Annotated in this window: 21 protein-coding genes; 4 read left to right on the top strand and 17 right to left on the bottom strand. The window is 70.1% G+C overall.

The genetic code is table 11. The features are described 5' to 3' along the window. Window positions 1-107 precede the first annotated feature (107 nt). Entirely contained in the window at window positions 108-1,691 is a 1,584-nt protein-coding gene (locus NE358_RS07540) for a Rieske 2Fe-2S domain-containing protein (RefSeq protein ID WP_289942503.1), read from the bottom strand. A gap of 153 nt (window positions 1,692-1,844) precedes the next feature. Here NE358_RS07540 and NE358_RS07545 point away from each other — a divergent pair, with 153 nt between their 5' ends. Beyond that, the gene (locus NE358_RS07545; RefSeq protein WP_141376714.1) at window positions 1,845-2,237 is read left to right on the top strand and encodes a tautomerase family protein; all 393 of its coding nucleotides are present in this window, start codon (window positions 1,845-1,847) and stop codon (window positions 2,235-2,237) included. A 48-nt stretch (window positions 2,238-2,285) separates the two neighbouring features. On the opposite strand, the gene NE358_RS07550 is transcribed toward NE358_RS07545, so the two are convergent. From NE358_RS07550 to NE358_RS07570, 5 genes are all read right to left on the bottom strand, one after another. Then, a complete protein-coding gene (locus NE358_RS07550) occupies window positions 2,286-5,234 on the bottom strand; it encodes a DEAD/DEAH box helicase (RefSeq protein WP_289942504.1) in 2,949 nt (982 codons plus the stop codon). Window positions 5,235-5,337: 103 nt separating this feature from the next. Further along, window positions 5,338-5,748, bottom strand: a complete 411-nt coding sequence (gene nusB, locus NE358_RS07555) for a transcription antitermination factor NusB (protein WP_103209542.1) — start codon at window positions 5,746-5,748, stop codon at window positions 5,338-5,340. A gap of 2 nt (window positions 5,749-5,750) precedes the next feature. Continuing rightward, on the bottom strand, window positions 5,751-6,311 hold the full coding sequence (gene efp, locus NE358_RS07560) for an elongation factor P (protein WP_056231743.1): 561 nt from the start codon (window positions 6,309-6,311) through the stop codon (window positions 5,751-5,753). 72 nt (window positions 6,312-6,383) lie between these two features. Continuing rightward, window positions 6,384-6,842, bottom strand: a complete 459-nt coding sequence (locus NE358_RS07565; protein ID WP_103209540.1) for a type II 3-dehydroquinate dehydratase — start codon at window positions 6,840-6,842, stop codon at window positions 6,384-6,386. 13 nt (window positions 6,843-6,855) lie between these two features. Further along, window positions 6,856-8,673 (bottom strand): sugar phosphate isomerase/epimerase and 4-hydroxyphenylpyruvate domain-containing protein, encoded by a 1,818-nt coding sequence (locus tag NE358_RS07570; RefSeq protein WP_289942506.1) that lies wholly within the window; start codon window positions 8,671-8,673, stop codon window positions 6,856-6,858. Between the two features lie 62 nt (window positions 8,674-8,735). On the opposite strand from NE358_RS07570, the gene NE358_RS07575 reads away from it, so the two are divergent. The 3 genes from NE358_RS07575 (at window position 8,736) to NE358_RS07585 (ending at window position 11,739) form a co-directional block, all read left to right on the top strand. Further along, entirely contained in the window at window positions 8,736-9,368 is a 633-nt protein-coding gene (locus tag NE358_RS07575) for a TetR/AcrR family transcriptional regulator (RefSeq protein WP_289942507.1), read from the top strand. A gap of 144 nt (window positions 9,369-9,512) precedes the next feature. Next, window positions 9,513-10,406, top strand: a complete 894-nt coding sequence (locus NE358_RS07580; RefSeq protein ID WP_116239763.1) for a shikimate dehydrogenase — start codon at window positions 9,513-9,515, stop codon at window positions 10,404-10,406. Between the two features lie 13 nt (window positions 10,407-10,419). Beyond that, window positions 10,420-11,739 carry an MFS transporter gene (locus NE358_RS07585; protein WP_103209530.1) on the top strand — a complete coding sequence of 440 codons (1,320 nt, stop codon included), beginning with the start codon at window positions 10,420-10,422 and terminating at the stop codon, window positions 11,737-11,739. A 233-nt stretch (window positions 11,740-11,972) separates the two neighbouring features. Here NE358_RS07585 and NE358_RS07590 read toward each other — a convergent pair whose 3' ends face one another. The 11 genes from NE358_RS07590 to NE358_RS07640 form a co-directional block, all read right to left on the bottom strand. Continuing rightward, window positions 11,973-12,509: a GNAT family N-acetyltransferase gene (locus tag NE358_RS07590; RefSeq protein WP_289942508.1), complete on the bottom strand. Its 537-nt coding sequence runs from the start codon at window positions 12,507-12,509 to the stop codon at window positions 11,973-11,975. Further along, complete coding sequence (gene aroB, locus NE358_RS07595) at window positions 12,506-13,582, bottom strand: 3-dehydroquinate synthase (protein WP_289942509.1); 1,077 nt, start codon at window positions 13,580-13,582, stop codon at window positions 12,506-12,508. The genes NE358_RS07590 and aroB overlap by 4 nt, the downstream gene beginning before the upstream one ends. Next, window positions 13,579-14,121, bottom strand: coding sequence for a shikimate kinase (locus tag NE358_RS07600; protein ID WP_103209522.1), 543 nt, complete (start codon window positions 14,119-14,121; stop codon window positions 13,579-13,581). The genes aroB and NE358_RS07600 overlap by 4 nt, the downstream gene beginning before the upstream one ends. Continuing rightward, entirely contained in the window at window positions 14,108-15,334 is a 1,227-nt protein-coding gene (aroC, locus tag NE358_RS07605) for a chorismate synthase (RefSeq protein ID WP_116239765.1), read from the bottom strand. Before aroC ends, NE358_RS07600 begins: the two co-directional genes overlap by 14 nt. 4 nt (window positions 15,335-15,338) lie before the next feature. Then, entirely contained in the window at window positions 15,339-16,172 is an 834-nt protein-coding gene (locus NE358_RS07610; RefSeq protein ID WP_289942510.1) for a shikimate dehydrogenase, read from the bottom strand. Next, window positions 16,166-18,148: an endolytic transglycosylase MltG gene (gene mltG / locus NE358_RS07615; RefSeq protein WP_289942511.1), complete on the bottom strand. Its 1,983-nt coding sequence runs from the start codon at window positions 18,146-18,148 to the stop codon at window positions 16,166-16,168. The genes NE358_RS07610 and mltG overlap by 7 nt, the downstream gene beginning before the upstream one ends. A 1-nt stretch (window position 18,149) precedes the next feature. Continuing rightward, a complete protein-coding gene (gene ruvX, locus NE358_RS07620) occupies window positions 18,150-18,623 on the bottom strand; it encodes a Holliday junction resolvase RuvX (protein ID WP_103209511.1) in 474 nt (157 codons plus the stop codon). Further along, entirely contained in the window at window positions 18,620-21,289 is a 2,670-nt protein-coding gene (gene alaS / locus NE358_RS07625; protein ID WP_289942512.1) for an alanine--tRNA ligase, read from the bottom strand. The genes ruvX and alaS overlap by 4 nt, the downstream gene beginning before the upstream one ends. A 61-nt stretch (window positions 21,290-21,350) precedes the next feature. Next, window positions 21,351-21,674 (bottom strand): ATPase, encoded by a 324-nt coding sequence (locus NE358_RS07630; protein WP_103209507.1) that lies wholly within the window; start codon window positions 21,672-21,674, stop codon window positions 21,351-21,353. 192 nt (window positions 21,675-21,866) lie between these two features. Beyond that, complete coding sequence (gene rpsD / locus NE358_RS07635; protein ID WP_056231683.1) at window positions 21,867-22,496, bottom strand: 30S ribosomal protein S4; 630 nt, start codon at window positions 22,494-22,496, stop codon at window positions 21,867-21,869. A gap of 184 nt (window positions 22,497-22,680) precedes the next feature. Beyond that, window positions 22,681-24,072: a replication-associated recombination protein A gene (locus tag NE358_RS07640; protein ID WP_103209505.1), complete on the bottom strand. Its 1,392-nt coding sequence runs from the start codon at window positions 24,070-24,072 to the stop codon at window positions 22,681-22,683. Window positions 24,073-24,089 lie beyond the last annotated feature (17 nt).

Genomic DNA, 24,089 nt, shown 5'->3' on the forward strand with positions numbered 1-24,089 from the left:
CAGCGCCCCGGGGCGGGAGGAGATTCAGCGGGGAGAGGACGGATGCCGCGTGTGCGGTCCTCCCCTCCCGGAGTCTCCTCCCGCGGGCGACATCGCGAGCGGCAGCCTCAGCCCGCGGCGACCTCGGCGGCGGCCCGCTCGGCCGCGGCGCGCTCGCCGCTGGGCGTAGAGCGGATCGGGTGACCGGTCGTCGTCAGGCAGCGACCCGAGGCCAGGTCCCACTTCCAGTCGTGCAGCGAGCACGTCAGCACGCCGTCCTCGATCCTGCCGGTCTTCGTCAGGTCGGCACGCAGGTGCGGGCAGCGACGCTGGACGGTCCAGCCGTCGATCTCGGCATCCTCGGTCTGATCCGACTGCTCGGCGTACCAGTTCTCGACGTACTCGATGCGGTCCCGCGACAGGCACTTCAGGAACGTCGTGAGGAACTCGTTGAACTTGCCCGAACGACCCACCTCGAACTGCATCGACAGGAAGATCGAGTTCGACCAGTCGATCTCGCGGTCGCGGATGTTCGTCGACACGAGGTCGGCGGGGATCGTGTACCAGTAGATGCACTCCTCGCCCGCGTACTCGCGGACCTTCGCCTTGGGGAAATCCACGACCATGTCGAGCTCGCCGATGCGGAAGCGCACCATGCCGCCCACGCCGTTGCGGATGGTGCGCGCGCGGCGCAGCAGCGGCTCCCACCACTCCTTGATCGCCGCGAGCATCTCGGCCGGCGGCAGGACCTCCGCGCGGGTGGCCTCTTCGGCCTGTACCTCGGCCTGGCGGCTGTCGCGCTGCTCGGCCAGGTAGTTCCACTTGTCACCGAAGACACGCTCGATCTCGGCATCCGTGTACAGCGTCTGGGTGACGGTGACGTCCGACCCCTGCACCTCGACCTCGGTCCCCGGGAGGAACAGGTAGCCCTTCTGGTCGGGGCGCTGCTCCTTCATGTGCGCGAGGAACTCCCGTTGGTCGGTGAAGATCGAGTCGTTCTCGAGGCCCGTGCCGTTGTAGCGGAACAGCTCTTCGCGCAGGAACATCGGCGGACCGGCCATCGGGAAAACGTGCTCGGCGTCCACCTTGTCGATGTAGTACATCGCGCGCTTGTTCTGCGCGTCGCGCTTGAGCTGCGCGAAGTTCTGCTTCGCGTCCTGGGGCAGGTCGTAGACCATGGGCCACCAGATCGCGCCCGAGACCTGGGTGAAGTACGCGTCGGGCTTGCCGAAGGCGAACAGCTTGTCGAGGTCGAGCGGGTGCGAATCGTTCTGGTTGAGGATCGACGCGGTTCCGTCGTCGAGCGACAACGACGAGTCGCCGATCGGCCCGTCCGAGGGGGCGCGCAGGGGCGTGACCATGAGCCTCAGGTCACCGAACTGCAGGGGCACGCCGGCCTCGGTGCGCACGAGGTTCGTGTAGCCGAGTGCGACGAGGTCCTGCTCGAGATCATCGGTCGGGTACTCGGGGAGCAGAACCGTGATGTCTTTCGACACGTAGCGCTCGAGCAGGGCCGGATCGAAGTGATCGCGGTGACGGTGCGAGATGTACAGGAAGTCCGCTTTGCCGAAACGCTCCCAGTCCAGGGCGCGGTTGTCGGGGAACGGGAACCACGAGCCGAAGAAGCTCGGACCGAGGACAGGATCGCAGATGATGCTGCCGCCCCGCGTCTCGATGAACATTCCCGCGTGGCCGAGGCCGGTGATCTTCATGTCGCTCCTGTGTCGTTGGCGGAACTTCACGAGTCTACGCGGGGACGGCTGCGAGAGCCCGGGGAGCACGGGGTGTCGGGAGAGCTCCGTCAAGCCGCCCCCGCGCACACCGCCCGCGAGTACCGTGCCCCCCGGACCGACGAAAGGACCCCCATGCCCCTGTTGATGATCGACACGATCCGTGGCCAGTACGACGAGACCGAACTGCGACGCCTGATGGATGCCGTGCAGGACGCTGTCGTCGACGCGTTCGGTGTTCCCGACACCGACCGGTATCAGATCCTCACCCAGCACGAGCCGTTCGAACTCGTGGCCCTCGACACGGGGCTCGGGATCCAGCGCAGCGCCCGTCTCGTGATCGTGCGCGTGACGTCGAAGGAGCGCCCGCAGGATGCCAAGGTCGCCCTGTACCGCGCACTCGCGCGCACGTTGCATGAGCGCCTCGGCATCCAGGGGAACGACCTCGTCGTGAGCATCACCGAGAACGGCGACGCCGACTGGTCTTTCGGTCAGGGGGAGGCGCAGTTCCTCACGGGAGCACTCTGACGACACCGCGGGCCGGCCTCGTCGCTCGGGCGGACCCCTCTTCACCCCCTACGGCCCGAGCAGCCCCCGGATGTCGTCCGCGTCGAGAGACGCGGCGAACGCGTCCTCGTCGTCGATCACCGCGTCGAACAACGCCGCCTTCCGGTGCTGCAGAGCCCGGACCTTCTCTTCGACCGTGCCGGCGGCGATGAGGCGGTACACGAACACGCTCTGGGTCTGCCCGATACGGTGCGCGCGATCGATCGCCTGATTCTCGGCCGCGGGGTTCCACCACGGGTCGAGGACGAACACGTACTCGGCCTCGGTGAGGGTCAGACCGAAACCGCCGGCCTTGAGGCTGATGAGGAACACCGGAGCGTCTCCCCCGCGGAATCCCTCGACGACCTCGCCCCGTCGGGCGGTCGACCCGTCGAGGTGCGCGTAGTCGAGCCCGGCCGCGCGGAGCCGCTCGGCGGCGAGATCGAGGAACGACGTGAACTGACTGAACACGAGGGCCCGGTGCCCCTCGGCCGCCACCTCGACCAGACGCTCGAGCAGCACATCGAGCTTGGCCGACCCGAGGTGCGCATCGCGCTCGTCGACGAGCCCGGGGGCGAGGGCGAGCATGCGCAGCAGCGTCAGCGAGCGGAACACGATGAACCGCTGCCGGTCGAGGTCGTCGAGCAGACCCAGCACCTTCTGCCGCTCGCGCTGCAGCACGCGATCGTAGAGCTCCTGGTGGGCGGGCCCGAGGGGCACGGCGATCTCCTGCTCCTGCTTGGGAGGGAGATCGGATGCCACGATGTCTTTCGTGCGTCGGAGCAGGAACGGTCGTACCCGTCGACGCAGGCGTTCCAGGGTCTTCTCGCGATGCGCGCTCGCCGCGGCCGCCGACAGCGCGGTCGGTGCGTCGGAGGGGAGCTGCTCGATTGCGCGCGTGTAGTCCTCGCGGAACTGCCGGATCGAGGGGAACAGCCCCGGAGCCGTGAGCGCCAGCAGAGCCCACAGATCGTCGAGGCCGTTCTCGATCGGCGTCCCGGTCGCCGCGAACACCGCGTCGGTGGTCAGCGCCGCGATCGCGCGATGGATCCGCGTCGCGGGGTTCTTCACGAACTGCGCCTCGTCGAGAACGACGCCCGCCCAGTGCGGAGCGCCGAACTCCTCGGCATCCGCCCGCACGACCCCGTACGGGGCGACCACGATGTCGACGCCCGCAGCGATCCTGCCGATCGGATGCGCGCGGCGCACCGAGGTGGACTCGACGACGGCGACTCGCAGATCGGGGGCGAAGCGCGCGGCCTCGTCGCGCCAGGTGGGGAGCACCGATGTCGGGGCGACCACGAGCCAGGGGCGGGTCTCGCCGAGAGCGCGGGTGTGGGCGATGAGCGCGAGCAACTGCAGGGTCTTTCCCAGCCCCATGTCATCGGCCAGGATGCCCCCCAGTCGGTGCGCGTGCAGCAGCGCGAGCCATGACAGGCCCTCGCGCTGGTACGGGCGAAGGTCGGCCAGGAATCCGGCGGGCGGGGTCACCGGGGGCACCTCCGCGACATCGAGCAGGGCCCGGGCCAACCCCCGCCACTCGACCGCCGCCTCGGACTGATCGGCGAGGTCCTCGAACTCCGCCCACAGCGCGAGATGGGTCCGCGGGAGGCGGGGACCGGTCTCCCACTCGTCGAGGGTCGCGGCTTCGTCCAGCAACTCGCGCAGACGCTGCAGCGCCGGGTGAGCCAGCGAGAACCAGGCGCCGTCCGAGAGCTTGACGCGTGTGCGTCCGCGCGACAGAGCCGAGAACAGCATCCCGAACGGGATCATGCGGCCCTCGATGGTCACGACGATCCCCAGGTCGAACCAATCGCGGTCGAGGGACTCCACCGCCGTGATCCGCAGGGACGGGTCGCCCCGCAGCTCGCGGAAGGGCGGTGCGGTGCCGGTCGTGCGCACCCGCACCTCGTCGAGCACGTCGACGGCGGGAAGCACCCGCGACACGAAGACCGCCGCATCGGCGTCGCGCAGGGTCGCGCTCGCCGCGATCGGCAGATCGGATGCCGTCATCCACGCCGTCTCGAACCGCTCGCCGATCTGCGCCTCGGCGCGCACGTCGCGATCGGCGTGGACGTCGTCCGAGCCGTAGGCGACCCGGACGCCGCCCGGGTAGACCCAGTCCAGGCGGAACGCCACGTCGTCGTCGGCGTAGGTAACGCCCACCTCGAGCGTGGGACGGGCGGGAGGGGGCGCGGGAACCCCCGCACCCACCGACAGGGGCGCGCGACGCGCGAGACGCGGATACACCTCGGCGACGAATTCCGCGGCGTCGCCCGACGGCACCTCCACCGGAGGGGCACCGATGAGCGAGGGCAGCGGAGCGGGCAGGTCGACCGCCGCGAGCACGATCGGCACCGGATCGACGTCGATCGCGAACGCGAACAGCCCCGAGCCGCCGATGGCGCGGGCGTTCGCGGCATCCCTCGCCTGTCCGTCGATCTCGAGGGCCGCCGACACCCGCAGCGCTCCCCCGCCGACGGCGTCGAGGGCGACCCGCGCCGACGCCTCGCGCGCGAGGCTCACCTGCTGCTGCGCGGTCAGGGGAACGAGAGGGATGCCGAGTCCCTCGGCCGCCGCGAGGTGCGGCCAGAGCAAGGGAGAGTCGACGGCATCGAGCGCGACGGTGTCGCCCGAGGGTGCGAAAGGTCCCACCGTGCGCAGGGCCTGCGCGAGGGCGTGGAGCTCGGCGAACCACCGGACCTGCACGGGGTCGAAGCGCCCCGAGGACCGACGCACGGCGTCCCACGAGGCGTCTCCGCGGATCCAGGCGTCGCGAGCGCCGCGCACGAGAGGGCGCGCGACCAGTTGCAGGTCGTCCTGCCGCTTCGCCAGCGACCGCGCCGTGACCGGCACCACCGCGCGCGCCTCCCACCGTGACGGGTCGTACGCCTCGCGCTGGCGCAGCTCGACGCCGAGGGCGAGGGGCTCGAACACGGCCGTCTCACCCGCGGGGGCGAGGTCGCGCCACGAGGTCACGACACCATCCTGGCCGGGGGCTCCGACATCGCGGCATCCGCGAAACGACGCGACGCGGCCACCGACGAGAGGTCGGGGCCGCGTCGGAACACGTCGCACGAGGTCAGGACGAACGCGCGATCCGCGCCAGCACGCCGTGCACGAACGATCCCGAGTCATCGGTCGAGAACTCCTTGGCGAGCTCCACGGCCTCATCGATCGCGACGGCCGTGGGCACCTCGTCGTTGTAGAGGATCTCCCACGTGCCCATGCGCAACAGCGCGCGGTCCACGGCGGGCATGCGCTGAAGCGACCAGTCCTTCGCGAACGTGGTGATCTGTTCGTCGATCGCGTCGCGGTTGTCGATCACGCCGTCGACGATGTCGCGGGCGTACAGCCACGAGGCCTCGCGAGCAGGCTCGTTCGCCGCGCGCTTGGCTTCGGTGGCCAGCATGATCGCCAGCTCTTCGCCGCGGACGTCCGCCTGGAAGAGGATGTCGAGGGCGCGCTTGCGCGCTTTCGTACGGGCGCTCACCGTCAGCTGATGCGGCCGAGGTACTCGCCGGTGCGAGTGTCGACCTTGATCTTGGTGCCGGTCTCGAGGAACAGGGGAACCTGCATCTCGTAGCCGGTCTCGACCGTGGCGGGCTTGGTGCCGGCCGACGAGCGGTCGCCCTGCAGGCCGGGCTCGGTGTACGTCACCTCGAGGATGACGGACGGCGGCATCTCGACGTAGAGCGGGTTGCCGTTGTTGAGGGCGATCTGCACCTGCTGGTTCTCGAGCAGGAAGTTGGCGGCGTCGCCGACGGTGGCGGCACCGACCGTGATCTGGTCGTAGTCGGCGACGTCCATGAAGACGAAACCGTCGCCGTCGTTGTACAGGTACGTGAAGTCGCGGCGGTCGACGTTCTCGGTCTCGATCTTGGCGCCGGCGTTGAAGGTCTTGTCGACGACCTTGCCGCTCATGACGTTCTTCAGCTTCGTGCGGACGAACGCGCCGCCCTTTCCGGGCTTGACGTGCTGGAACTCCACGACGCTCCAGAGCTGACCGTCGATGTTCAGGACGACGCCGTTCTTGATGTCTGCAGTGGATGCCATGAGTGCCGATATTCCGTTTCGTGAGTCGAAGTGGGCGAGAGCCCGACGTCAGAGTCTACGTGATCCCTGCCGTCAGCCGTCGGCCCGACCCACGACCACGTCGATGAGCAGGTCGACGGCGCGCGCGTAGCCGGGCACCCCTTCGCCGATGACGTGCACGACGGCGACGTCTTCGATGTAGGAGAAGTGACGGAAGCTCTCGCGCTCCGTGATGTTCGAGATGTGCACCTCGGCGACGGGGAGGGAGACGGATGCCAGCGCATCCCGCAGCGCGACCGAGGTGTGCGTCAGCCCTCCGGCGTTGATGACGATCCCGGCGCAGTCGAGTCGTGCGGCGTGGATCGCGTCGATCAGCACGCCCTCGTGGTTGCTCTGGATCGCGCGAACCTCGTGCCCGTGCCTCTCGGCGGCCTCGGTCGTCACGCGTTCGACGTCGGCGAGGGTGTCGCGGCCGTAGATCTCGGGCTGGCGGGTCCCGAGCAGGTTGAGGTTCGGGCCGTTGACGAGCAGCAGTCGGCGGGGGGTGGTCATGCCAGGCACGCTATCAGCGCCGCCCCTGGGCGCTGAGTCGCACGGGGGCCGTGCCCGCGCCGTAGCCCGCGTAGTCGTCCACGCGCTCGACGAACTCGAGGAAGACCTCGCCGATCGTGCGCGTGTAGAAGTGCAGGTACTCCCCCGCGTGGTCGCGGTCGTACCCCAGGTGCAGCTCGCGTAACTCGTCGACAGCGGCATCCGTCATCTCGAAACGCGCCGCGAGGTCGTCGTAGTAGTTACGGGGCATCGCCAGCGGGACGAAGCCCCGCTCACGGGCGGATCGGGCGAGGGCCCGTACATCGCTGCACGCGAACGCGACGTGCTGGGGCAGAGCGGCGCCGGCGCGCTCCCCGGCCAGGATCGGAGGGGCGACGTTGAGGGGAAGGCGGACGCCGCCGCCGGGGGCGCCGAGAACGCGGCTGGCGACGAGACCCTGCGGCCCCGGCACCTCTGTACTGCTGTCCACCCGCAGGGCGAAGCCGGCGGTGTAGAACAGCGTCGCTTCCTCGATGGCCTGCCAGGGCTGCGACAGACTCACGTGGTCGACGCCCACCACGGCACTGGCGCGCTCGGGCTCGCCATGCTCGAACTCGGCGACCCAGGCGGGTTCGCCCTCGTCGGCGGCCTGCGCCCAGTAGACCTCGGTGCCGTCCGGGGCGACGGCGCCGTCGAGGCGTTCCTCGCTCGCGTAGGTGCGGCGGTAGGCGCGAGGGACGTGCAGCTCGTCCATGCGCAGGTCCACGGCCTCGGCGTCGTCGACCTCGAGGCCCACCGCAGCCAGCCGCGGCTCCCAGCCGCGCGCGTGCTGCTCGTTGAGCACGAGGCGGGCGTTGCCGGCGGTCCACAGCGTCACCGGCTTCGTGCGGTGGCGTCCGCGCGAGGTGAACCCGAGCTGACCGAGCAGCTCCTCGACGGCCGAGGTGTCCTCCGCCTTGATCTCGACGAAGTCGACTCCCGAGGGAGCCGCGGAGTCGGGGAGCATCGTCAGATCGTCGCGGTCCACGGCATCCGGGAGCACCCTCGACACCGCGTCTTCGAGCCAGCGCAACGAACGGCGCGCGTGGCGGGCCGTCCGGTGCGCGTCGGTCTGTCGGAACGTGTCGTTGAACACCTCGAGCGACCACGGACCGGTGTACCCGGCCGAGACGATTCGCGCGGTGAAATCGACGAGGTCGAAGTCGCCCTCGCCCGGGAACAGGCGGTGGTGCCGACTCCACGAGAGCACGTCCATGCTGAGCCGCGGGGCATCGGCGAGCTGGACGAAGAAGATCTTCTCCGAGGGGATGTCGGCGACCGCGGAGGTGTCGTGCCCGCGCGAGAGGATGTGGAAGGAGTCCAGACACACCCCCACCGCGGGGTGGTCGGCGAGCTCGACGATGCGCCACGCGCGGCGGTAGTCGTCGACGAAGCGCCCCCAGGCCAACGCCTCGAAGGCGATCCGGATGCCGTAGTCCCGGGCGAGATCGCCGAGTCGCCGCAACTGCGCGGCCGAGACGGCGTCGTCGTCGATCGTCGCGGTCGCGACGTTGCTGCAGCACAGCACGAGGTCGATTCCGAGGCGGTTCATGAGGCGGAACTTCGCCTCCGCGCGGCGCAGGACCGCGGCGAAGGCCGGCTCGTCGACGCCTTCGACGTCGCGCATCGGCTGGTACAGGTCGAGAGCGAGCCCCAGCCTGCCGGCGAGGGCGGCGATCTCCTCGGGGCTCTCGGGCGCGGCGAGCAGGTCGGGCTCGAAGATCTCGACGCCGTCGAAGCCGGCGTCGGCGCACGCGTGGAGCTTGTCGGCCAGGGTGCCGCTGATGCAGACGGTCGCCATCGAGGTCCTCATGGCGGCCGAATGTACCAGTTAGTACAAACGGGGTCCACTCCCCTCTCCAGTAGGTTGGGGTCATGGCCGAGGCACGTCGAGACGCCGAACGCACCCGCTCCGAGCTGCTGGCCGTGGCGACCGAGGTGTTCGCCGAAGACGGCTACTCGGGTGCCCGCGTCGATGAGATCGCGGCCCGCACGCGCACCACCAAGCGCATGATCTACTACTACTTCGGCAGCAAGGACGGTCTGTATCGGGCCGTGCTCGAACAGGCCTACCGCGGCATCCGCGAGGCTGAGCGCGCGATCGACGTCGACCACGCCGACCCGGTGGATGCCATCCGCGCCCTCGCCGAGCTCACCTACGACCACCACGTCGGCCACGATGCCTTCATCCGCCTCGTCGCTATCGAGAACATCCACCGCGGGGCCTTCATTCGCCAGATCGAGGGGCTGCGGACCCTGTCGCAGCCCGCGAAGGGGCTGCTCGACGACATCCTCGAGCGCGGGCGCGCGGCGGGGATCTTCCGGACCGACGTCGACGCGATCGACGTGCACCTCGTCATCAGCTCGTACTGCGTGTTCCAGGTCGCTAATCAGTACACCTTCGGGCACCTCTTCGATGTCGACCTCTCCTCGCCCCACCGGCGGACGCACCTGCGCGCGGTCATCGGCGACGTCGTGGTCGGGTGGCTGACGGCGCCGTCGCGCTGAGGCGGTCCGGGTCTCTCGCCCCGCGCGCCGACCGCGGTCGGCAGCTACGGCGCCGGAATCGATCGTTGACACCGTCGGCGAGGCATGATTTCCTCTGAACGTACCGGTTAGTACATAACCGCCTCGCGGACACGAAGGAGTCCCGTGAACGACGCGCACCCGTATCTCGTCGGCCTCATCGGCACGGGGGTCCTGCCCTCGCTGACGCCGCCGATGCACATGGCTGAGGCTCGCGCCCTCGGAATCACGTACGTGTATCGCCCCCTCGACCTCACCGCCCTGGGGATCGCCCCCGACCGCATCGGCGACCTCCTCGCCTGGGCCGAGCGACTCGGGTACGACGCCGTCAACGTCACGCACCCCTGTAAGCAGAGCGTGCTCGCCCACCTCGACCGCGTCGATCCTGTCGCGGCCGCTCTCGGCGCCGTCAACACGGTCTTGTTCACACCCGCCGGTCGTGTGGGCTACAACACCGACACGACGGGCTTCGCCGCGGCCTTCGGTGACGGACTCCCCGGTGCCGGTACCCGACACGTCGTCCAGCTCGGCGCCGGAGGGGCTGGCTCGGCAGTCGCCGACGCCCTGTTGCGTCTCGGAACCACTCGCTTGAGCATCGTCGACCTCGACCCGGTTCGCGCGACGGCTCTCGCGGACGACCTGGGCCGGCGTCATCCGCTCGCCGCCGTCGATACGGCCTCTGCGGCCGATCTGCCCGCGGTACTCGCCGACGCGGACGGGCTCGTGCACTGCACCCCGGTCGGCATGGCCGAACACCCGGGCCTCCCCCTCGACGCCGACCTGTTGCGCCCCGAGCTGTGGGTCGCCGACATCGTGTACCGCCCGCTCGACACCGAACTTCTCGTCACCGCACGCGAGCGCGGGTGCCGCACCCTGAGCGGCGGACGCATGGCGGTCCACCAGGCCGTCGCCGCCTTCGCCCTCATCACCGGGACGCGACCCGATCCCGACCGTATGACCGCTCACTTCCTCGACCTCGTCGCCGCCGACTCCCCCGTCGATCCGGCCCTCGCCCGCTAAGGAGCACTCGTCCATGACCACCACCGCAACGACGCGGAAGACTCCCGTGAGGGCGGCCACGGCCAGCTTCATGGGAAGCGCCGTGGAGTACTACGACTTCTTCCTGTTCGGCTCCGCCGCCGCCCTCATCTTCCCGACGGTGTTCTTCCCCTCGGGCGACCAGGCGGCGCTGGTGATGTCGTTCGCGACCTTCGGGTTCGCCTACATCGCCCGCCCGTTCGGCGCGATCATCCTCGGCCACTTCGGCGACCGCATCGGACGCCAGAAGGTGCTGATGTTCACCCTGCTGCTGATGGGGCTGTCGACCTTCGTCATCGGCTGTCTCCCCGGGTTCGCGCAGATCGGCTGGTTCGCCCCCGTGCTGCTGGTGCTCTGCCGTCTCGCCCAGGGTCTCTCTGCTGCCGGCGAGCAAGCGGGAGCGTCGTCTCTCACCCTCGAGCACGCTCCGGATTCGCGGCGTTCGTTCTTCACCTCGTGGACGCTGACCGGCACCCAGGGCGGCCAGATCCTCGCGGCGTTGATCTTCATCCCGGTGGTCGCCCTGCCCGATGACATCAAGTTCTCGTGGGGCTGGCGCGTGCCGTTCTGGCTGAGCGCCGTCGTCGTGATCGTGGCGTTCTTCATCCGACGGAGCCTGCACGAGACGCCCGAGTTCGAGCAGGCCAAGGCCGACGGTCAGATCGCCCGCATGCCGCTGGTGCCGCTGCTGAAGAATCACTGGCGCGACGTGCTGCGAGTGATCTGCTGCGCGTTCATCGCCGCGGTGTCGACCGTCTTCGGCACCCTCGCGATCGCCTACGGCAAGGAGGAGGGTCTCGACGCGAGCGTCACGCTGTGGCTCGTCGTCGTGGCCAACGTGGTCGCACTGTTCACGCAGCCGCTGTTCGGCACCCTCGCCGACCGCATCGGCCGCAAGCCCGTCTTCATCTACGGGGCGCTGTCGTCGGCAGCCTTCATGCCGTTCTACATGCTGTCGATGGGCGCCGGGAACAACCTGGTCACCTTCGGTCTCGCGATCCTCACGTTCTCGTGCGGATACGCCGCGGCCAACGCCGTGTGGCCCTCGTTCTACGGCGAGATGTTCAGCGTCCGGGTCCGCTTCTCGGGCATGGCGATCGGCACCCAGCTCGGCTTCCTCATGGCCGGCTTCGCTCCGAGCATCGTCGCCGCCCTCGGCGGCGGATCAGCCGGCGGCTGGGTCGTCATCAGCCTCTTCACCGCCGTCATCGCCGTGATCGCCTCGGTGAGTGCCCTCACCGCCCGCGAGACGAAGGACGTCCCGACCGATCAGCTCGGGCTCGCCGCTGAGCGCCGCGTCGCCTCGACGGTCTGACCGACACGCGCACGCCCCGTCTTCTCCGGAGGGCGGGGCGTGCGCGGGTGATCTCGAAAGGCCGCGCTCGACGTCGGATTCGAGACGGAATCAGGACCGGATGCCACCGCCTCGGCAGTCGCGCGCCTCATCGATCCGGAGATTCGCAAGGGGTTCGAAGACGAGGGCGGGGTGGCCCGATCACAGCGCGGTAATCCGACGTGCGTGCGGCCGTCCGCGCAGCGGAATGCGCGTCAGAGCGTGCGAAGCGACCGACTCATGGCGAGTTCGGCGCCGATGGGACCGGTGAAGGTCTCGCCCGTCGGAGCGAAGCCCGCGCGCCGGTACACGGCCTGGGCACGGGCATTGTCGACGTGCACGTCGAGAGACAGGGTCTCGAAGCCCTGGACGGCGCTCCAGTGCGCGGCGGCGTCGAGGAGAGCGTCGATCGCCCCGCTCCCCCGCGCCTCGGGGGCGACGTAGACGCCGACGACGTCGGCGCGCCCCGCACCCAGCCGCCGCCCCGTGTGGTCGACATCTCCCACACGGCGCACCAGCACGGTCACCGATCCGACCCACGCGTCGCCGTCCTCGGCCACGAACATCGCCGCGGCCGATCCCGTGGCGCCGCCCGCCGCACGCTCGTCCCAGAAGGCCGGATCGCGATCCTGCTCCTCCTCGTAACTGGTGAGGAAGGCGATGGATGCCACCGGGTCGCTGACCGCACGCAGTCGCAGTTCGCGCACGCGGCCGCCCTCATCCGCGCGCACGCGGCGCACGGCGATGCTCACGCACCGACCTCCTGGTATGCCGCGAACAGCAGCGATTCATCGGGCGCCTGCAGCACGGTGGGACGCGCGAGATCGTCAAGCACGATGAAGCGCAGCATGCTGCCGCGGCTCTTCTTGTCGCGCTGCATCGTCGCCTTGAGGGTCTGGAACGCCCCGGCCCGGTACGTCGTCGGAAGCCCGAGCGACTCCAGCACCGTGCGGTGGCGCTGAGCGACGTCATCCGAGAGCCGACCGGCGAGGCGCGACAGCTCGGCCGCGAACACCATGCCGACCGAGATCGCCGCGCCGTGACGCCAGCGGTACCGCTCGGCGTGCTCGATCGCGTGTCCGAGGGTGTGCCCGTAGTTCAGCACTTCCCTCAACCCCGCCTCGCGCAGGTCTTCGCCGACCACGCGCGCCTTCATGTCGATCGCGAGTTCGACGCAGCGACGGAAGCCGTCCCCGCGGGGGTTCACGATCCCCTCGGGATCGGCCTCGATCAGATCGAGGATCTCCGGGTGCCAGATGAAGCCCGCCTTGACCACCTCGGCGAAGCCGGCGGTCGCTTCGTTCTTCGACAGCGTATCGAGCAGGTCGAGATCGCACACCACGGCGACCGGCGGCCAGAATGCACCGACGAGGTTCTTGCCCTCGGCGGTGTTGATGCCGGTCTTGCCGCCCACCGCGGCGTCCACCATTCCCAGCACGGTTGTCGGAACCTGCACGAGAGCGACGCCGCGGAGCCACGTCGCGGCGACGAAACCGGCCAGATCGGTCACCGCTCCCCCGCCGAAGCCGACGACGACGTCGGTGCGGGTGAAGTCCGCCTGCCCCATGACCTGCCAGCAGAACGCCGCCACCTCGACGCGCTTTCCGGCCTCGGCGTCCGGGATCTCGGCCAGCAGCACCTGACGATCGCCCATGAGCTGGGCGCGAAGCTCCTCGGCCTGCTTCGCGAGCGTCGGCGGGTGGACCACCAGCACCTTCTGCGCGCCCGCGGGCAGCGTCTCGCCGAGCGAGGACAGAAGGTCCCGTCCGATCGTGATGTCGTAGCCGGGCTCGCCGGCGACGCTGATGGTGGTGGTGTCGGTCATGCCGTCTCTCCGGCCGGCACACGGCGTGCCCAGGCCACGATGTCGTCGACGACTCGCGCGAGCGGGCCCGACGAGGTGTCGAATGCGATGTCGGCGGTCTGCTCGTAGACGGGCCGCCGTTCTTCGAAGATGCGCTGCCACCGTGCGGCGGGGTCTTCTCCGCCGAGCAACGGCCGTTCATCGCCGTGGATCCGGGATGCCACGACGTGCGGCGCCACGGTCAGCAGCACGACGCGGTGCGCGCGCAGACGTTCGCGCGTCAGCGGGTCGAGGACCGCTCCCCCGCCGAGCGCGACCACGCCGCCGCGACCCAGGGCCTCGACGACCGCCTCGCGCTCGAGGGCGCGGAAGTGCGGCTCTCCGTGGGCGACGAACAGCGCCGGGATCGGGCCGTGGTCGCGGACGACGAGCTTGTCGGTATCGGTGAAGGGCGTGCCCAGCGCTCGCGCCACGCGGCGCCCGACGCTGGTCTTGCCCGCGCCCATCGGACCGATGAGCACGACGGCAGGGCCGGCGGGGGGCTGCTCAGGCGAGGTCATGCGCGAGGAGCGCCGCGTCGGACGCGTCGGTCGTGCGCAGCGTCTCGGGCAGGTTCGCGAGATAGGTCTCGACGTTGCGGCGGGTCTCGACGATGTTGTCGCCGCCGAACTTCTCGAGCACGGCGTCGGCGAGGGTGATCGCGACCATGGCCTCGGCCACGACACCGGCTGCCGGAACCGCACAGACATCGGAGCGCTGGTGGTGTGCCGCCGCGGTGTCGCCGGTCGCCACATCGACCGTACGGAGGGCCTTGGGGATCGTCGCGATCGGCTTCATGCCGGCGCGCACGCGGAGCACGGTCCCCGTGGACATGCCGCCCTCGGTGCCGCCCGCCCGGTCGGACGACCGTGTGATCCCGTCGCCCGTGGCGAACAGCTCGTCGTGGGCCTGCGATCCACGGCGGGTGGTGGTGAGGAAGCCGTCGCCGACCTCGACGCCCTTGATGGCCTGGATGCTCATGAGTGCCTGAGCGAGCCTGGCATCCAGGCGACGATCCCACTGAACGTGGGAGCCCAGCCCCGGCGGAAGGCCGTAGGCGAGGACCTCGACGACGCCGCCGAGGGTGTCACCGGACTTCTTCGCATCGTCGACCTCGTCCACCATGGCGGCGCTCGTCTCGGCGTGGAAGCAGCGCAGCGGATCGGCGTCGAGACGGTCGACGTCGTCGGGCGTGGGGAATTCCGCGTCGTCGGGGACGCGGACGGGACCGATCGAGAGGGTGTGGCTGACGAGCCGGATGCCGAGCTCGTTCAGGAACGAACGGGCGACGGCACCCAGGGCCACGCGCGCGGCCGTCTCGCGGGCCGAGGCGCGCTCGAGGATCGGGCGCGCCTCGTCGAAGCCGTACTTCTGCATGCCGACGAGGTCGGCGTGGCCGGGGCGCGGCCGCGTCAGGGCGGCGCCGCGCCCGCGCGAACGGTCGGAGAGCTCGACGGGCTCAGGGCTCATGACCTCGGTCCACTTCGGCCACTCGGTGTTGCCGATGCGCAGCGCGATGGGGCTGCCGATCGTGAAGCCGTGCACGATGCCCGTGGACAGCGACAGTTCGTCCTCTTCGAACTTCATGCGCGAACCGCGGCCGTATCCCAGGCGACGGCGCGCCAGTTCGGCGCGGATCTGCGCCGAAGAGATGGGGACACCGGCCGGCATCCCTTCCATGAGGGCGATCAGCTCGGGGCCGTGGGACTCGCCGGCGGTGAGAACGCGAAGCATGGTCCTAGTCTCCCATGAGCGCGGTGCGCATTGCGGCCAGCACCTCGGTCTCGTGCTCCAGGGCGATCGCGGGGTCCCCTCCGACGAAGACGCGCACCTGCAGCAGAGCCTGGTGCAGCAGCATCGAGAGACCGTCGTGCGCCTCGCCGCCCGCGCGTTCCCAGGCCTGAGCGAGCGGGGTCGGCCAGCCCCCGTAGACGACGTCGACGAGCGGGCCGGAGACGGATGCCAGCTGGTCGGCGACGCGGCCGAGGTCGGTGCCTCCCGGTAGCGCTGCGATCGTCGCGTCCACCGGTGCGAACTCGGGATCGTCGAGGGCGACGACGCGAACGACGCCTCCCAGAGCATCGGCGAGGGCGACGAGGGGTGCGGCGGCCTCGGGCCGCCGCGCGCGTACCTCGATGAGTCCGGCTCCCGCACGGGCGGCGGCGACCACCGCGGAGGTCGCCGTCGCCCCGGCGCCGAGCACGCGGACCGCCCCGGGCTCGCGCACGCCGATCTCGTCGAGGGCGCGCGCCAAGCCGCCCACGTCGGTGTTGAAGCCTCGGGGCCCGCGTTCGGTCAGCAGGAAGGTGTTGACGGCGCCCGCGAGGCGCGCATCGTCATCGAGCAAGACGGCGGAGCGGGCGGCGGCATGCTTCAACGGCATGGTGAGCGAAAGACCGCGCCAGTCGGCATCCAGCCCCTCCACCGCGTCGGCGAAGCGCGCCTCGTCGACCTGCCGACGCCCGTACTCCCAGTCGAGGCCGAGCACGCCATAGGCCGCCGCGTGCAGTCGGGGTGATCGCGAGTGCGCGATCGGGTCGCCCCAGACGGCGAGGCGGCGGCCGGTCAGCATCCGCCGTTCGGATTCTCGCGGCACCACTGCTGGAACTGCGCGACAGCCTTCTCTTGATCGGCGTAGGTGGTCGAGAACACGGTTTCGCCGGTCGACAGATTCACCGTCGTGAAGTAGTACCAGGGGCCGTCGACGGGGTGCATCGCGGCGTCGATCGCGAGGTCTCCGGCGTTGGCGATCGGCCCGACCGGAAGTCCCGGGTACTTGTAGGTGTTGTACGGGTTGTCGCTGTTCAAGGCGTTCGCGCTCGACGACGAGGCTCCAGCATCGAGTTCGTTCGCTCCGTACTGCGCGGTGGAATCCATCTGCAGCAGTCCGTGCGTCTCGGTGTTGTCGGGCTGCAGACGGTTCTCGATGACACGCGAGACCTTGTAGAAGTCTTCGCTGCTGCGGGCCTCGCGCTCGATGATCGAGGCGATCGTGAGGATTCGCTCCCGATCGTTCGGGGCGACGCCGGCTTTGTCCAGCGACTCGATCGTGCGCTTGACCATACGATCGATCACCTGCGAGGCGGTGACGCCGTCGTCGAAGTCATAGGTCGCGGGGAAGATCCAGCCCTCGAGGGTCGGGGCCGACACCCCGTAGGTCGCGGGGGTCGCGACCGCGGCGTCGAGGTCGGCTCGCGCGATGCCGGTCTGCTCCGAGATGATGTCGAGCGACTGCTTCAGGGTCAGTCCCTCGCGCAGCTGCACGGAGTTGTCGAGACGGTTGGCGGGGTCCCGGAGCGCGGCGATCACGGCCTCGGAGGTCATCTGCTGCTGGAGCTTGTAGACGCCGGGCTGGAACGTGAACCCCACGGCGTTGTCGACCATGTACTTGTAGAGCGAGTTGGACGCTTTCGTGACGCCCGCCTCGAAGAGCTTCGGCGAGACGGACTGGCCCGTGTCGCCCGACACGATCGTGACGCGTGCCTCACCGGTCGCCTGGCCGGCCTGGTAGTCGAGGGACTCGCCATTGCCGAGGAATGCCTGAATCCGTTCGCCGTAGGTGTTCCACAGGGCGAACCCGCCGCCGGCGACACCGCCGACGAGGATCAGCACGATCGCGAGGGCGATCCAACGACCGACATGACGCCGCCGTTTCGGGGGCTTCTGCGGTGCCCAGCCGATCTGCTGCGTGGTGGTCTCGCCGGTGAAGAGCTCTTCGAGGGATCCGGATGCCGCGGCTCCCGGCGCGGCGGAGGCGGCAGCCGCCGCGCCGGGACCGACGAGGGCGGGTTCGCGGTCGCGAGCCGGCTCGGTGCGGCGCGACGAGGAGGGAGCGTGAGGCGTCTCGGCGGAGCGGGGAGCGTCCGCGCGGCGGGCGGCGGCCTGCCAGGCGGCGGACTGCGTGTCGCGGGCGGGCTGCGCGGCGGCGCCGGAGGGCGTGTTCTGCGCGGATGTCGTGCGAGGCGCCTGATCTCGCACAGCGCGCGAGGCACGGCCCGCGACTGCCGGCTCCGTTGCCGCCGTGGAGGCCGCGGCAGAAGCACCGTTGCGGCGCGGCCCCGGCGCCGCCTCGTCGCGGCCGCCCGCGGCAGCGGTGTCGCGTGTCGTCTGCGATGACGGGTGATCAGCGCGTCGCGCGGGTGCGTGCTCTTCCGCTCGAGCTGCCGACTGCTCGGCTGCGGAACGAGGGGCGGGCGTCGAACCGCTGCGCGGGGCGTCCGTCGGCTCGGCGGGGAAGGCTCGCGGCCGCTCGGAGGAAGCGGCCGGGTCGAGAGGCGGCTGCGCGTCCGCGACTCGGGGTGCCGGCGCGGGTTCGGCTCCGCGCTCGGCAGGCACGGATGGCGCGACTTCGGCGGCCTGCTCCGGCGAGATCGTCGGCGTGGCCTCGGTCGCCGCTCGCCGGGCTTCACGAGCCGCGCGGCGCGACGGCGGGGCGTTCTCTCCCGAGGCGGCGGCGCGGCGGGAGGAGCGTGCTCCGGTGCGCGGGTCGGGCAGGCGACCGTAGAGATCCGCGAACGGATCGTTCTCGGGAGGCTGGTTCTCGGGCATGTCAGGCGGGCTCCTGTCCCGGTGTTACGGCGGGTCCGGCCGGCTCACCGGACTGTCGCTCCACGTCGAGTGCCTGCTGCAGAAGCACCACAGCGGCGACTTGGTCCACAATGCTACGAGAATCACGCTGGGAACGTCCTGCTTCGCGCAGAACACTCTGCGCCGAGACGGTGCTCAGGCGCTCGTCGACCAGACGGACGGTCATCGGGAGAGCCGCCGCCAATGCCGCGGCGAAGGCCCGGGCGTCGGTGGTCGACGGCGTGTCTTCGCCACGCAGGTTCAGCGGGAGCCCCACCAGCACTTCGAACGCCTCGTACTCTGACGCCAGGGTCGCGATACGGCGAATCGGCTCTCCCTTGCGGGGTACCGTCTCGACGGGGACGGCGAGCACCCCGTCAGGATCCGACCGGGCGACGCCCACGCGGGCGCGCCCGACATCGATACCGAACCGGATACCACGCCGGAACGCCGTCACGCGATCGTCGTCCGCACGTCCGAGACGATGCCCTCGAGCGCCTGGGGCAGGGCTGCGGCATCCGTTCCTCCGCCCTGGGCGACGTCGGGACGACCGCCACCGCCACCTCCGAGGACGCCCGCCGCGGCCTTGGCGAGGGCGCCCGCGGCAAGCCCTCGTTCGCGTGCCGCGTCGTTCGTGACGACGACCACTGTCGCGCGGCCCCCGGTGACGCTCGCGAGAGCGACGACCGCGGGGTCGCTGCCCAGGCGGTCACGCACCTGCAGCGCGAGCGAGCGCACGTCGTCGGCTGAGGCGCCCTCCCCCAGGCTCTGCGCGACCACGCGCACGGTGCCGAAGGAGACAGCTGAATCGACCAGCTGCGGGAGGCGACCCGTCAGAGCCTGCGCTTCGAAGGCGGCGATCTTCTTCTCGGCGGCCTTGAGGTTCGCCGCCAGCTCGGCGATGCGCGTGGGCAATTGCTCGCGCGGCGTCTTCAGGCTCGAGCTGAGCTGGGAGACGATCGCACGCTCGGCGGCGAGGTCGCGGAAGGCGTCGAGGCCGACGAGGGCTTCCACGCGGCGATTGGACGCGCCGACCGACTGCTCGCCCACGAGGTTGACCAGGCCGATCTCTGCGCTGCGCGACACGTGCGTGCCACCGCACAGCTCGCGCGACCAGGGGCCGCCGATGTCAACCATACGGACGGTATCGCCGTACTTCTCACCGAACAGTGCCATGGCGCCGGCGGCTTTCGCCTCGTCGAGCGACATGACGCGCGTGGTGACCTCGAGGTTGTCGCGCACCGCGTTGTTGGCGATGTCTTCGATCTCGGTACGCGTCTCGGGAGAGAGCGCCGAGCCCCAGCTGAAGTCGAAACGCATGTAGCCGGCGCGGTTGAGCGAACCGGTCTGCGTCGCCGTCTTGCCGAGCGTGTCGCGGATCGCCGCATGAACGAGGTGAGTGGCGGTGTGGGCCTGCTGGGCGGCGTGGCGGTTGAGCGCGTCCACCACGGTGGTCGCGGGGGCACCGACCGACACCTCGCCGGCCGTCACCTCGACGGTGTGGCTCACGAGTCCCGGGACCGGGCGCTGCACGTCGAGCACCTCGAGCTCGTACCCGGGGCCGACGATGACGCCCTTGTCGGCGACCTGTCCTCCCGACTCGGCGTACAGGGCGGTCTCGGCGAGGATCACCTCGGCGATCTGGCCCTCGGCGGCGCGGTCCGTCCCCGCGCCCTGGATCAGGATGCCGAGCACCCTCGATTCCGTCTGCATCTCGGTGTAGCCGGTGAAGACGGTCTCGCCGTGGGCGCGGAACTCGCGGTAGGCGCTCTGGTCGGCGATCGTGCCCTTGCGGGCGCGTGCGTCGGCCTTGGCGCGCGTGCGCTGCTCGAGCATGAGCTGGTCGAAGGCACCGCGGTCGACGGTCAGCCCGGCTTCTTCGGCGATCTCGAGCGTCAGGTCGATCGGGAAACCGTAGGTGTCGTGCAGGAGGAAGGCCTCGGAGCCCGACAGCGTCGTGCCCCCGCCGTTCTTGGCCTCCACGACCGACTGGTCGAGGATGGCGGAACCGGCCGCGAGCGTGCGGAGGAACGTCTGCTCCTCGGCGATCGCGTACGCCGAAAGGCGGGCGTAGTCGGTCTCGACCTCGGGGTAGGACTCCTTCATGGCGTCGCGCGAGGCGGCGAAGAGCTCGGGGAAGGTGGCGCCTTCGACGCCGAGCAGGCGCATCGAGCGGATCGCGCGACGCATGATGCGGCGCAGGATGTAGCCCCGGCCCTCGTTCGAGGGCGTCACGCCGTCGGCGAGCAGCATGAGCGAGGAGCGCACGTGATCGGCGACGATGCGCAGGCGCACGTCGTCGTCGTGCGACTCCTGTCCGTACGCCTTGCCGGCCAGCTGTGCGGCCAGGTCGAGCACGGGGCGCACCTGGTCGGTCTCGTACATGTTGTCGACGCCCTGCTTGATGAACGCGATGCGCTCCAGGCCCATGCCGGTGTCGATGTTCTTCGCGGGCAGTTCGCCGACGATGTCGAAGTCGTACTTCGAGCGCACGTTCGTGATCTCGTACTGCATGAACACGAGATTCCAGATCTCGACGTAGCGGTCGTCGTCGGTGGCGGGGCCGCCGTCGACACCGTATTCGGGGCCGCGGTCGAAGAAGATCTCCGAGCACGGGCCGGCGGGGCCGGGCAGACCGGTCGACCAGTAGTTCGTGTCTTTGCCCAGGCGCTGGATGCGCTCGTCGGGCAGAGAGCTCAGCTTCAGCCAGAGCTCGCGCGCTTCGTCGTCTTCTTCGTAGACCGTGACCCAGAGGTCCTTCGGATTGAACGCGAGGCCGCCCTCCGCCTCGGGCGCTGTCAGCAGCTCCCAGGCGAAACGGATCGCGTCTTCTTTGAAGTAGTCGCCGAACGACCAGTTGCCGAGCATCTGGAAGAAGGTGCCGTGACGCGGGGTCTTGCCGACCTCTTCGATGTCGTTCGTGCGAATGCACTTCTGCACGTCGGCCGCACGCGGGTACGGCGGCGGAACGACCCCGCTGAGGTACGGGATGAAGGGCACCATGCCCGCCACGGTGAACAGCAGAGCCGGGTCGTCTGTGACGAGCGAGGCCGAGGGGACGATCGTGTGGTTCTTCTTCTCGAAGAAGTCGAGGAAGCGCTGGGCGATCTCGGCGGTTTTCATGGCGGGTCTTTCCGTACGCATGCGGATCCGCCCCACGGGTGGGGCGAGTGGCCGGTGGGGGTCAGTCGGAGGAGGAAACGGCCTTTTTGGCGGCGCTGGCGGCGTCGTCGACGACGTCGGTGGTCTTCTCGGCCGCGGAGGACGCGACGCTCTTCGCATCGTCGATGATCTCGGAGAGGCGGGTCTCCTGCGCGTGGTAGGCGTCGCTCATGCGGTCGGTGAACTCGCCGATGCGGGAGTCGAGCTGCGCGAGCACCTCCTGCCCGCGGGGGTCCTTGTTGACGAGGTGGGCGGCGACGAAACCGCCGACGATGCCCAACGCGAACCAGACGAGGCTTCTCACGATCACCACTTCTTCCTCGATACGACGCCGCGGTCGCGGCATCCCCCCATCGTAGGCGAGGGGCCCCGTGGAGCGCGCGTCCGCCGACGTGGCGCCCCGGTCACGTCGCATCGCTGCCGCACCTCGGCCGGTCCCTTCCGGTGCGGGGCGTGCCGAGTCCATCCGCGCGGAAGCGCTCCGCGAGTACCAGAAAGGGCGCCGGGAGAACCCGACGCCCTTCTGTGCTCGCTGAGGTCAGCGGGCGGCGTAGTACTCGACGACGAGCTGCACGTCACACGTGACGGGCACCTCGGCGCGCTTCGGGCGACGGACGAGCTTCGCCTGCAGCGTCGAGAGGTCGACCTCGAGGTAGCCCGGAACGGGGGGCAGCACTTCGGCGTGCCCACCGGCGGCGGCGACCTGGAAGGGCTCGAGACCCTCGCTCTTGGTCTTGACGTGGATCAGCTGACCCGGCTTCACGCGGAACGACGGGCGGTCCACGAGCTGGCCGTCGACCATGATGTGGCGGTGCACGACGAGCTGGCGAGCCTGCGCGGTGGTGCGGGCGAAGCCCGAACGAACGACGAGGGCGTCCAGACGCATCTCGAGCAGCTCGACCAGGTTCTCACCGGTCAGGCCGTCGGTGCGGCGGGCCTCGTTGAACGCGATGCGCAGCTGCTTCTCGCGGATGCCGTACTGCTCGCGCAGACGCTGCTTCTCGCGGAGGCGAACGGCGTAGTCGCTGTCGGCCTTGCGCTTGGTGCGACCGTGCTCACCCGGAGCGTAGGGACGCTTCTCGAGGTAGCGGGCGGCCTTGGGGGTGAGCGCGACGCCGAGGGCGCGCGACAGACGCACCTTGCGGCGGTCCTGAGACTTCGTGGTCACGAAGTTCTCCTTCCGATGACGCGGCCGCGCCTTTCGCGGCTCGCGGGCGTATCGCCCCCTTCCGCCCGATCCGGAGCGCACGCCGGGGCGCACCGGAAGGTGATCACAGGAAGGAGGGGATGCCCGAAAACCCTGTTTCGAGCCGGTTCATGCTATCAGAGCCGCCCGCACGGTCGTCGAGCGCCTACGCCCCGTCGAGGATGCGACGGATTTTCTCCAGGCGCGCGGAGACGTCGCGTTCGGTGCCGTGGTTCGTGGGCTCGTAGTAACGTCTGCCCGCGAGTTCGTCGGGAAGGTACTGCTGCGTCACGATCCCGATCTCGCTGTCGTGGGCGTACTTGTATCCCTTACCGTGCCCCAGCCGCTTGGCGCCCGGGTAGTGCGCGTCGCGGAGGTGCATCGGCACACGCCCGAAACCGCCGGCGCGCACGTCGGCGATCGCGGCGTTGATGGCGTTGTAGGCGGCATTCGACTTGGCGGTGGTGGCGAGGTAGATCGTGGCCTCGGCGAGGGGGATGCGTCCCTCGGGCATGCCGATGAACGCGACGGCGTCGGCCGCGGCGACAGCGATCTGCAGGGCCTGGGGGTCGGCCATCCCGATGTCCTCGGCGGCGGAGATCACCAGGCGTCGAGCGATGAAACGGGGGTCCTCCCCCGCCTCGATCATGCGCGCGAGGTAGTGGATCGCGGCATCCGGATCCGAACCCCGCACCGACTTGATGAAGGCGCTGATCACGTCGTAGTGCTCGTCGCCCTGGCGGTCGTAGCGCAGCAGCGCACGATCGACGGCCTGGGCGATGTGGTCGGCGGTGATCACGGGGAGCTCTCCCCCGTCGCCGGCGAACGGGCCCGGGTCCTGCTCGTCGTCGTCGTCCGGGTCGGGCGACGTGGCACCGTCGTCCCCCGCCACCGATGCCGCCGCCTCGAGAGCGGTCAGAGCTCGACGGGCGTCGCCGGACGCCAGGCGCACCAGGGCAGCGCGCGCTTCGTCTTCGAGCACGACCCGGCCGGCCAGACCGCGCGGATCGGTCACGGCACGATCCACCAGGGCCCCGAGGTCGTCGTCGCCGAGCGGGCGAAGGGTGAGCAGGAGCGAGCGCGACAGCAGCGGCGAGATGACCGAGAACGAGGGATTCTCGGTGGTCGCGGCGATCAGGACGACCCACCCGTTCTCGACGCCCGGCAGCAGGGCGTCCTGCTGGGCCTTGGTGAAGCGGTGAATCTCGTCGAGGAAGAGGATGGTCGACTGCCCGTAGAGGTCGCGCTGGGTGAGCGCTTCTTGCATGACCTCGCGCACGTCTTTCACGCCCGCGGTGATCGCCGACAGCTCGACGAAACGGCGCCCCGACGACCGCGCGATCGCCTGGGCGAGCGTCGTCTTCCCGGTACCCGGCGGGCCCCACAGAATGACCGAGGCCGCGGTGACGGATGCCGAGGAGTCGGTGGTGGCGAGGGTGACCAGTGGTGACCCCGGTCGCAGCAGATGCCCTTGACCGGCGACCTCGTCGAGGCTCACCGGGCGCATGCGCACGGCGAGCGGCGTCTGGCCCTGGAAGAGGGCGGAGGAAGAGGTCACCCCTCCAGGCTAACCGC

The sequence above is a fragment of the Sphingomonas sp. G5 genome, assembly GCF_052660795.1.

Excerpts from the sequence above, each read along its gene's own strand:
- NE358_RS07540 (WP_289942503.1), bottom strand. The coding sequence starts at position 1,691 with ATGAAGATCACCGGCCTCGGCCACGCGGGAATGTTCATCGAGACGCGG.
- NE358_RS07545 (WP_141376714.1), top strand. The coding sequence starts at position 1,845 with ATGCCCCTGTTGATGATCGACACGATCCGTGGCCAGTACGACGAGACC.
- efp (WP_056231743.1), bottom strand. The coding sequence starts at position 6,311 with ATGGCATCCACTGCAGACATCAAGAACGGCGTCGTCCTGAACATCGAC.
- NE358_RS07565 (WP_103209540.1), bottom strand. The coding sequence starts at position 6,842 with ATGACCACCCCCCGCCGACTGCTGCTCGTCAACGGCCCGAACCTCAAC.
- NE358_RS07570 (WP_289942506.1), bottom strand. The coding sequence starts at position 8,673 with ATGAGGACCTCGATGGCGACCGTCTGCATCAGCGGCACCCTGGCCGAC.
- NE358_RS07575 (WP_289942507.1), top strand. The coding sequence starts at position 8,736 with ATGGCCGAGGCACGTCGAGACGCCGAACGCACCCGCTCCGAGCTGCTG.
- NE358_RS07585 (WP_103209530.1), top strand. The coding sequence starts at position 10,420 with ATGACCACCACCGCAACGACGCGGAAGACTCCCGTGAGGGCGGCCACG.
- aroB (WP_289942509.1), bottom strand. The coding sequence starts at position 13,582 with ATGACCGACACCACCACCATCAGCGTCGCCGGCGAGCCCGGCTACGAC.
- NE358_RS07600 (WP_103209522.1), bottom strand. The coding sequence starts at position 14,121 with ATGACCTCGCCTGAGCAGCCCCCCGCCGGCCCTGCCGTCGTGCTCATC.
- aroC (WP_116239765.1), bottom strand. The coding sequence starts at position 15,334 with ATGCTTCGCGTTCTCACCGCCGGCGAGTCCCACGGCCCCGAGCTGATC.
- NE358_RS07610 (WP_289942510.1), bottom strand. The coding sequence starts at position 16,172 with ATGCTGACCGGCCGCCGCCTCGCCGTCTGGGGCGACCCGATCGCGCAC.
- mltG (WP_289942511.1), bottom strand. The coding sequence starts at position 18,148 with ATGCCCGAGAACCAGCCTCCCGAGAACGATCCGTTCGCGGATCTCTAC.
- alaS (WP_289942512.1), bottom strand. The coding sequence starts at position 21,289 with ATGAAAACCGCCGAGATCGCCCAGCGCTTCCTCGACTTCTTCGAGAAG.
- NE358_RS07630 (WP_103209507.1), bottom strand. The coding sequence starts at position 21,674 with ATGCCGCGACCGCGGCGTCGTATCGAGGAAGAAGTGGTGATCGTGAGA.